Genomic DNA, 7,180 nt, shown 5'->3' with positions numbered 1-7,180 from the left:
CCTGAAAGATGATCAGGTTGATAGGTCAGAGGTGGAAGCATGGTGACATGTGGAGCTGACTGATACTAATAGATCGAGGACTTAACCATCGCTTTAAAAAAATGAAATACCTTCTTATTATCTAGTTTTGAAGGAATGAAAATTTCTTCTTGCATTTTCTCAAAAAGACGTTATAATAATATATGTCTTGAAAAAATGTTAACATTGTTTGGTGACGATAGCGAAGAGGTCACACCCGTTCCCATTCCGAACACGGCAGTTAAGCTCTTCAGCGCCGATGGTAGTTGGGGGTTTCCCCCTGTGAGAGTAGGACGTCGCCAAGCTTATATTGTTCCGCAGTAGCTCAGTGGTAGAGCATTCGGCTGTTAACCGAACGGTCGTAGGTTCGAGTCCTACCTGCGGAGCCATTATTGGAGAGCTGTCCGAGTGGCCGAAGGAGCACGATTGGAAATCGTGTAGACGGGTAACCCTGTCTCAAGGGTTCAAATCCCTTGCTCTCCGCCATTTATACCTGGCCCGTTGGTCAAGCGGTTAAGACACCGCCCTTTCACGGCGGTAACACGGGTTCGAATCCCGTACGGGTCACCATTTAGACAACATATTGGAGGATTAGCTCAGCTGGGAGAGCATCTGCCTTACAAGCAGAGGGTCGGCGGTTCGATCCCGTCATCCTCCACCATTTTTCAATAACATCAAGTTGTTTCTGCATAAAGGATTGATTATTTCAACCCATTGAAACGCTCAACACGAAAACTTGATGCATAAAAAGAAACATTATTACCGTCGCGGGGTGGAGCAGTCCGGTAGCTCGTCGGGCTCATAACCCGAAGGTCGCAGGTTCAAATCCTGTCCCCGCAATCTATGGTCCCGTGGTGTAGCGGTTAACATGCCTGCCTGTCACGCAGGAGATCGCGGGTTCGATTCCCGTCGGGACCGCCATTTTTATTGTTTGGCTCAGTAGCTCAGTCGGTAGAGCAAAGGACTGAAAATCCTTGTGTCGGCGGTTCGATTCCGTCCTGAGCCACCATAGTAGTGCCGGTGTAGCTCAACTGGTAGAGCAACTGACTTGTAATCAGTAGGTTGGGGGTTCAAGTCCTCTTGCCGGCACCATGTTTCATCCATATGCGGAGGGGTAGCGAAGTGGCTAAACGCGGCGGACTGTAAATCCGCTCCTTCGGGTTCGGCAGTTCGAATCTGCCCCCCTCCACCATCTTTATTACAGGGGTATAGTTTAAAGGTAGAACAGAGGTCTCCAAAACCTCCAGTGTGGGTTCGAGTCCTACTACCCCTGCCAATTTCAATCCTATAATGGCGATTGTGGCGAAGTGGTTAACGCACCTGATTGTGGTTCAGGCATTCGTGGGTTCGATTCCCATCAGTCGCCCCATTTTTAAAAACATGGTATAATGATTACAACGTTATTGGGCTATAGCCAAGCGGTAAGGCAACGGATTTTGATTCCGTCATGCGAAGGTTCGATCCCTTCTAGCCCAGCCATATGCGAAAGTAGTTCAGTGGTAGAATACAACCTTGCCAAGGTTGGGGTCGCGGGTTCGAATCCCGTCTTTCGCTCCAAAAACGTTGGCGGCATAGCCAAGCGGTAAGGCAGAGGTCTGCAAAACCTTTACCACCGGTTCGATTCCGGTTGCCGCCTCCAACAAACATGCCGGTGTGGCGGAATTGGCAGACGCGCACGACTCAAAATCGTGTTCCTCTGGAGTGCCGGTTCGACCCCGGCCACCGGTATCATGAAAGCTTATAGAATCAAGGTCTCAACTTAAATGTTGAGGCCTTTTTTCTTTGTCTTTAATACGACAAAACTAATCCAGAATCGTGTGCGGCGAATCGTGTGCTTAGGAGGTCGTAATGAGAAGACGTAAAGAATTAACAGAAGATGAACTAAGAATTATTAAGAAGAAGATTTCAGATGAAGAAGCATAAGAAGCCTTTTTTAAGGATTGCTATTTAAGAAACTTAAGACGAGCGACGATTGAATACTACAAAAATGAATTTCATGGAGCAAAGAAGATTATTAATAAGCAGCTCGTTGAATCGTACAAAAGGACGTAGAAAGCTTAATTCTCCAGAGTAAGGAACTTAATGAAAGTTACTACTATTAACACCCGATTAAGAGCTCTAAGAGCATTCTATAACTTTTTATGTAAGAGCAAACTTATCGATAAGAACCCAATGAAGAACATCAAATTATTAAGGATTGACAAAGACAATTGAAGCATGGACAAATTGATCCTTATGAGATATTTGAAGGAAGATTAAATGATTCCAATGTTCAATTAGTTAACTGGTAAGATTTATATAATCCCTAGAAGTCTCAGGATGCTCTGTATTGGTTTCCAATAAATTTTATATAAATTATATAGGGAATAGTTTAATGGCCAATACAGAGTGATTATTAATCCCATCTAATCAATTTAGATTTAGATGATTTTTATGATTTATAACTTATGCTCAATTTTTTTATTATAAAATATAAAATTTTATATCTATCTATATGGTTACTTAATAGTTTAAGATTATTTGTTAATAGTTTATGTTAATATAATAATGGTTAGCTTATCCATAAAAGGATGTAACTGAAATGAGTGATAATCTAACTATGACTCGGAGGAACTTATAATGAATAAATTTAGATGGTCAATGGTTGGACTTATAGTAGCTGCAGCAGCTATTTCAGTAATAATAAAAATCAATCAGAACGCTAAAAATTATGAAGCAAAGCAAGAAGATACGGCTCCTGTTTTGGAGACAACGGAAGTGGAATACGAGACAACTGAAGAAGAAGATACGGAAGTAGAAACTATAAAAAATGAACAAATTCTATATGAACTAGGTCTTGGCCCATCTTCAAAAAGAGAAGACGTTATGAAAACAATGCATAGTATGACTCATCAAAAAGTAGTTTCTGAAGAAAAATGGTACAACCTTGAAATGAATTCTGAAAACATCAATGCAGTCTATGAATTCATTAATGATAGCGAAGTTATCGACTATAAAAGTGAATTGCTAAGAATCGTAGGAAACTGGAAAGAAGGAAACTTCGACAATATAGTGGAAGACCACAATTACCTTTGGGGAGAACAAAATGGAAATGTTGGTAAAGCTACCGGAGTTCTTACTCCTGAACAAGAAGCTGAATTTATCGAGGAGAACTTTTAATAAGCAGAAAAAAAACGGCCTATCGTGAAGTGAACCCAAAAAGTTAGACACTATATTTAGTTAGGCTACCTTGAGGGCATGAACCCGGTAATCAACCGGGCTCAAAGAGCTTCTTGAGGAAATAAAGATTTGGTTGGATGATTTAGTTGTACTACCCGATATATCTAGTTAGAAGAGCTGATATTCTTCAACAAACTAGGCTGATGTATGTAAAAATTTTAAATGAAGAGATAGGGAGTCTAATTAGTGGGCTCTTTCTTTTTTGATTATCATACAAAGAAAGTGCATCCCTAATAAAAAATATCCGTTTTATTTTTTCAGTGCTATTTGGGAGGAGGTTAATACTAAGACAAAGATTTACAGGTGTAGTCGATAGTTATTGTAATAATCGATAACAATCGACACGTCTTTGAGGTCATGAGTAATGGCTGTTTAACTGATAAAAAAATGATTTTTTCAACAACCGTTGATATTACTGATTATATAGCGTTTATGGAATATAATAGGACTCAAAAACGTGTTCCTCTGGAGTGCCGGTTCGACCCCGGCCACCGGTATCACCAATAGCGAAGAATCGCTATTACATCAAGCTTCACACTTAATTGTGTGAAGCTTTTTTGTGTTCATGTCGCATTACAGAATATGTACAAATAATGTGCGGGGGTAGTATGCAATGGTTTTTAATCACTCAAGAATGAAGGGAATTGAAACCAAGGAGCATACAAAATCGAATCAAACAGTTGGCAGCTTATCGGAGATCAAAAGGTGATAGAATCTTATGCACTGAAATCGTTTATTTTATCAAAGTGCACGTTTGTTCTAACGATTAAAAATAAAAACGAATGGGTCAAAGAGCACTAACTCTACCATTCGTTTTTTTTAAAAATAATTTAGATTTCAATATTCATAGCATTTAGGTCTGCTTCCGTATAGCCAGAAGAGGATAGTGCGATTTCAATTTTTTCAGCAGCCTTATAATCAAATAATTTAAATTTAGACATTAAAGCAAAAGCATTTTGATTTTCAATTGCCAAGGCAACAGCTTCCACGTCTTGCAGTAATTTCAGGTCTTCAATGTAGAATTGGGCGGTTCTCATCGCTAAATACTCATTCATTGTAGTCGAACTGTAGAAAAGTCTTGTTAAAGTGGCGATTGCGTTAGGAACGAAAATCTTATTCATAATTACCCCTCCACTATTCGTAATATTCTGTCATTTGATTCACCATTAGTATGAGTCACACTAAAAATGTTGTCAATCTTTATCTTTTGAGCATTTTTACTCACCATTTGTTTAAAGTAAATCTGTACTCAAATTAAGTAAATAGAAAACAGACACTTTTCCAGAGGCAAAGTGATGCACCAAAGCGCACTAAGTAAGCAAAAGAATGAATGTTGCTGAGTTACGAAACGAAGATCCTTTCTGTGTTCTAACATTTCAAAGGGCTTATGAAACAACAGATCGTTATAAACTGTGAAGAAGGCGGGCTTCCACGTTACGCAGCTCTCCAGATGAAACACTATCAGCCACAATTATTTGCAATGTTCTCGTAGCTGTCATTCGTTTGTCTGGATGCTTCATTTGTAGACGCTGTTGTATCGCCCGGAAAAGTTCATTATTTTCTGGACGGTTGGCGTTATAGATTTCTTGTAAACTCTTCGATTTTCCCATGGCTTTTCCTACTTTCCATCAAGTGTTAAATACATATGAAAGCTTATGCGATAATATATATTTCCGTATAAGCTCTTCTAATTCCTTCTTTTTTAAATTAAATCTTCTTTAAAGAACAGTGAAGTTGCTTCGATTTTTTACAAGGCGTTGGCTTATCTGTCTTACAGCTTGACCTTTGACGTATATGTTGTTGTTTTTCTTTGTCTTTATGGAAATAATTCAGAACCTGTACATCTAAATTTAAAACTAGGAAAGTTGCAGATTCCTGGTTTTTTAAATAATATCGATGAAATATGGTAATAAATAATAAAACCACTATCTAAAGAACACTTCACAAAACAAATTTTCTAAGGGGCGGGAAATTGTGAACAATATGGGATGTCAATGCAGTTCCAATGAAGAATTACAGCAACTGGTCGATGAGGCAAAAAAATATACAAATATGGGAACAGTGGCAGACTATATACCGGCTCTTGAAAAGGCGAATCCTGGGGATTTGTCTGTTGCAATTTACTATCCTGACGGAAAAGGATATTGTGCTGGGGATGTAACAGGTAAAATGACCCTGCAAAGCATCTCAAAAGTTTTGACACTTGCTCTGGTATTGATGGAAAAGGGAGAGGAATATGTCTTTTCCTATGTAGGAAAAGAACCTACCGGCGACCCTTTTAACTCGATTGCCAAGTTAGAGACAAACAAGCCATCCAAGCCGTTAAACCCGATGATCAATGCAGGAGCATTGACTGTGACCCACATGATTGCAGGTAACAGTGTAAATGAGCGATTTCAGCGTATTTTACATTTTATCCGGGAGTTGACGCAAAATCCTGCTATCGGTTTTAATGAAGATGTTGCCCGGTCAGAATACAATACAGCAGACTTAAATAGGTCGTTAAGCTATTTTTTAAAGCAGCATAATGTAATAGATGAGGATGTGGAGGAGTTAATCGAATTGTATTCGAAGCAGTGTGCCATTGAAATGGACAGTCAGGATTTAGCGAGGATAGGCTGTGTGCTGGCCATGAATGGGAAAGATTTACTGACGGGAAAGCAAATCATCCCCGGGGACATTGCCCGTATTTGCAAGACATTCATGGTTACTTGCGGCATGTATAACGCATCAGGTGAATTTGCCATTAATGTTGGCATACCGGCTAAAAGCGGTGTGTCAGGGGGAATCATGGGGGCCGTCCCCGGAAAATGTGGGATTGGAATTTATGGTGCAGCGCTGGATGAGAAGGGGAACAGCGTTGCCGGGATGAAAATCCTGGAAATGATGGCGAAAAAGTATTCCTTAAGTATGTTTAATTTGTAAACATTGAAACCATTACAGAGTCTACCGGATGATATTAATTAATTTTTTTATTCGAAAGTTGTCTGGATTAAATCGTAAGCATACGGCTTAGGAGAGTCAGAGAAGAGAGAGAATGAAGTTTGAAATAGAGCTTTTTCGTTATGTTATGTTATGTTGTGATGTTACAGGAAGATGAAAAGGGCCTATCAGATATAAATGAGTTTCAGTTTAAAGCCTTAAAGAAACAAGCATTTACTTCCAAGGAAAAAAAGACCTCTGCACATAAGGGCAAGGTCTTAAGCTGGTTATAACAAGTTGGAGAAAAGAGATACTTTTTTATATAAAGCATTTACCTCTTTATTTCGATGTTCCCCGATTTCATTTCTTAGCTGGCCTTCCATATCGGTCATTAAATCAGCTAATTTCAATGCCTTTTGTCTGTCGGAAATATTGCTGCGAATGATATATTCATATTTTGCATTGTATTCAGTCAGTGACATTTCTTCCGTCCTCCCATAGTACAAAGTCATTTAAACTGTCCTCTGTTACTTCATCAGCAATCCCAATGTACTTTAGTGTAATTTCAGGATATGAATGGTTAAGGATCATTTGTAACTCAGCAAGGTTCTTACTTCGTTTATAGTGCCAGTACCCAAATGTTTTCCGCATGGTATGGGTACCGACGCCCTCGATGTCCACCATGTCCGCTGCTTTATTAAGCTGTCTGTAAGCCTGTATCTTACTTATTGGCTTATCGCCCTTGCGTGAGGGGAAAAGCCATTCACCATCAATGGTGGCTATATAGGCTGCCAATTCATTACATACATTGTTAAGCTGTATCATTCTTGGCTTTTTTGTTTTCCCTTCCTTGATGACTACCTCCATCTTGCATTTAATGTCCTTTATCTTTAGCGATAATAAATCAGTTACACGCAAGCCGGTATTTATGCCTAACAAGAACAATATGTAGTCTCTCTCGCTGCAATGTCTTTTCAATGACCATTTCATATCATCTAATTTTTCCAATGATCTGATTGGT

6 protein-coding genes, 15 tRNA genes and 2 rRNA genes are annotated in these 7,180 nt (G+C 39.2%); 19 read left to right on the top strand and 4 right to left on the bottom strand.

Annotated features, from left to right (window positions below; all coding sequences use genetic code 11):
• From ACIQZD_RS06840 to ACIQZD_RS06755, 18 genes are all read left to right on the top strand, one after another.
• Positions 1–89: ribosomal RNA gene (locus ACIQZD_RS06840) — 23S ribosomal RNA — on the top strand; the annotation flags it as partial.
• Between the two features lie 118 nt (positions 90–207).
• Positions 208–323, top strand: a 5S ribosomal RNA gene (rrf, locus tag ACIQZD_RS06835).
• Positions 324–332: 9 nt separating this feature from the next.
• Positions 333–407, top strand: a tRNA-Asn gene (locus tag ACIQZD_RS06830).
• 5 nt (positions 408–412) lie between these two features.
• Positions 413–504, top strand: a tRNA-Ser gene (locus ACIQZD_RS06825).
• A 9-nt stretch (positions 505–513) separates the two neighbouring features.
• Positions 514–588: transfer RNA gene (locus ACIQZD_RS06820), tRNA-Glu, on the top strand.
• Between the two features lie 15 nt (positions 589–603).
• Positions 604–679: transfer RNA gene (locus tag ACIQZD_RS06815), tRNA-Val, on the top strand.
• Positions 680–784: 105 nt separating this feature from the next.
• Positions 785–858: transfer RNA gene (locus tag ACIQZD_RS06810), tRNA-Met, on the top strand.
• A 5-nt stretch (positions 859–863) separates the two neighbouring features.
• A tRNA-Asp gene (locus ACIQZD_RS06805) sits at positions 864–939 on the top strand.
• Between the two features lie 12 nt (positions 940–951).
• A tRNA-Phe gene (locus ACIQZD_RS06800) sits at positions 952–1,027 on the top strand.
• 7 nt (positions 1,028–1,034) lie between these two features.
• Positions 1,035–1,110: transfer RNA gene (locus ACIQZD_RS06795), tRNA-Thr, on the top strand.
• 16 nt (positions 1,111–1,126) lie between these two features.
• A tRNA-Tyr gene (locus ACIQZD_RS06790) sits at positions 1,127–1,210 on the top strand.
• 10 nt (positions 1,211–1,220) lie between these two features.
• Positions 1,221–1,294: transfer RNA gene (locus ACIQZD_RS06785), tRNA-Trp, on the top strand.
• A 17-nt stretch (positions 1,295–1,311) separates the two neighbouring features.
• Positions 1,312–1,387: transfer RNA gene (locus ACIQZD_RS06780), tRNA-His, on the top strand.
• A gap of 35 nt (positions 1,388–1,422) precedes the next feature.
• Positions 1,423–1,497, top strand: a tRNA-Gln gene (locus ACIQZD_RS06775).
• A gap of 3 nt (positions 1,498–1,500) precedes the next feature.
• Positions 1,501–1,575, top strand: a tRNA-Gly gene (locus ACIQZD_RS06770).
• Positions 1,576–1,583: 8 nt separating this feature from the next.
• Positions 1,584–1,657: transfer RNA gene (locus tag ACIQZD_RS06765), tRNA-Cys, on the top strand.
• A gap of 8 nt (positions 1,658–1,665) precedes the next feature.
• Positions 1,666–1,746, top strand: a tRNA-Leu gene (locus ACIQZD_RS06760).
• Between the two features lie 891 nt (positions 1,747–2,637).
• Positions 2,638–3,177: a DUF6241 domain-containing protein gene (locus tag ACIQZD_RS06755; RefSeq protein WP_402899798.1), complete on the top strand. Its 540-nt coding sequence runs from the start codon at positions 2,638–2,640 to the stop codon at positions 3,175–3,177.
• Between the two features lie 890 nt (positions 3,178–4,067).
• On the opposite strand, the gene ACIQZD_RS06750 is transcribed toward ACIQZD_RS06755, so the two are convergent.
• Positions 4,068–4,358 (bottom strand): hypothetical protein, encoded by a 291-nt coding sequence (locus tag ACIQZD_RS06750; protein WP_350300231.1) that lies wholly within the window; start codon positions 4,356–4,358, stop codon positions 4,068–4,070.
• A gap of 282 nt (positions 4,359–4,640) precedes the next feature.
• Positions 4,641–4,847 carry a hypothetical protein gene (locus ACIQZD_RS06745; RefSeq protein ID WP_402899793.1) on the bottom strand — a complete coding sequence of 69 codons (207 nt, stop codon included), beginning with the start codon at positions 4,845–4,847 and terminating at the stop codon, positions 4,641–4,643.
• A 373-nt stretch (positions 4,848–5,220) separates the two neighbouring features.
• On the opposite strand from ACIQZD_RS06745, the gene glsA reads away from it, so the two are divergent.
• The gene (gene glsA / locus ACIQZD_RS06740) at positions 5,221–6,162 is read left to right on the top strand and encodes a glutaminase A (RefSeq protein ID WP_402900008.1); all 942 of its coding nucleotides are present in this window, start codon (positions 5,221–5,223) and stop codon (positions 6,160–6,162) included.
• 284 nt (positions 6,163–6,446) lie between these two features.
• Here glsA and ACIQZD_RS06735 read toward each other — a convergent pair whose 3' ends face one another.
• Together ACIQZD_RS06735 and ACIQZD_RS06730 are read right to left on the bottom strand one after the other, a co-directional pair.
• On the bottom strand, positions 6,447–6,641 hold the full coding sequence (locus ACIQZD_RS06735; RefSeq protein WP_063235353.1) for a hypothetical protein: 195 nt from the start codon (positions 6,639–6,641) through the stop codon (positions 6,447–6,449).
• Entirely contained in the window at positions 6,628–7,149 is a 522-nt protein-coding gene (locus ACIQZD_RS06730; protein ID WP_402900005.1) for a tyrosine-type recombinase/integrase, read from the bottom strand. Before ACIQZD_RS06730 ends, ACIQZD_RS06735 begins: the two co-directional genes overlap by 14 nt.
• Positions 7,150–7,180 lie beyond the last annotated feature (31 nt).

Source organism: Peribacillus sp. NPDC096447 (assembly GCF_044762725.1).
Classification (GTDB): Bacteria; Bacillota; Bacilli; order Bacillales; family DSM-1321; genus Peribacillus.
This window is presented reverse-complemented; position numbering and strand designations above follow the sequence as displayed.

Bases quoted from the DNA above. Each gene is read 5' to 3' on its own strand.
- ACIQZD_RS06755 (WP_402899798.1), top strand. From the start codon at position 2,638: ATGAATAAATTTAGATGGTCAATGGTTGGACTTATAGTAGCTGCAGCA.
- ACIQZD_RS06750 (WP_350300231.1), bottom strand. From the start codon at position 4,358: ATGAATAAGATTTTCGTTCCTAACGCAATCGCCACTTTAACAAGACTT.
- ACIQZD_RS06745 (WP_402899793.1), bottom strand. From the start codon at position 4,847: ATGGGAAAATCGAAGAGTTTACAAGAAATCTATAACGCCAACCGTCCA.
- glsA (WP_402900008.1), top strand. From the start codon at position 5,221: ATGGGATGTCAATGCAGTTCCAATGAAGAATTACAGCAACTGGTCGAT.
- ACIQZD_RS06735 (WP_063235353.1), bottom strand. From the start codon at position 6,641: ATGTCACTGACTGAATACAATGCAAAATATGAATATATCATTCGCAGC.
- ACIQZD_RS06730 (WP_402900005.1), bottom strand. From the start codon at position 7,149: ATGAAATGGTCATTGAAAAGACATTGCAGCGAGAGAGACTACATATTG.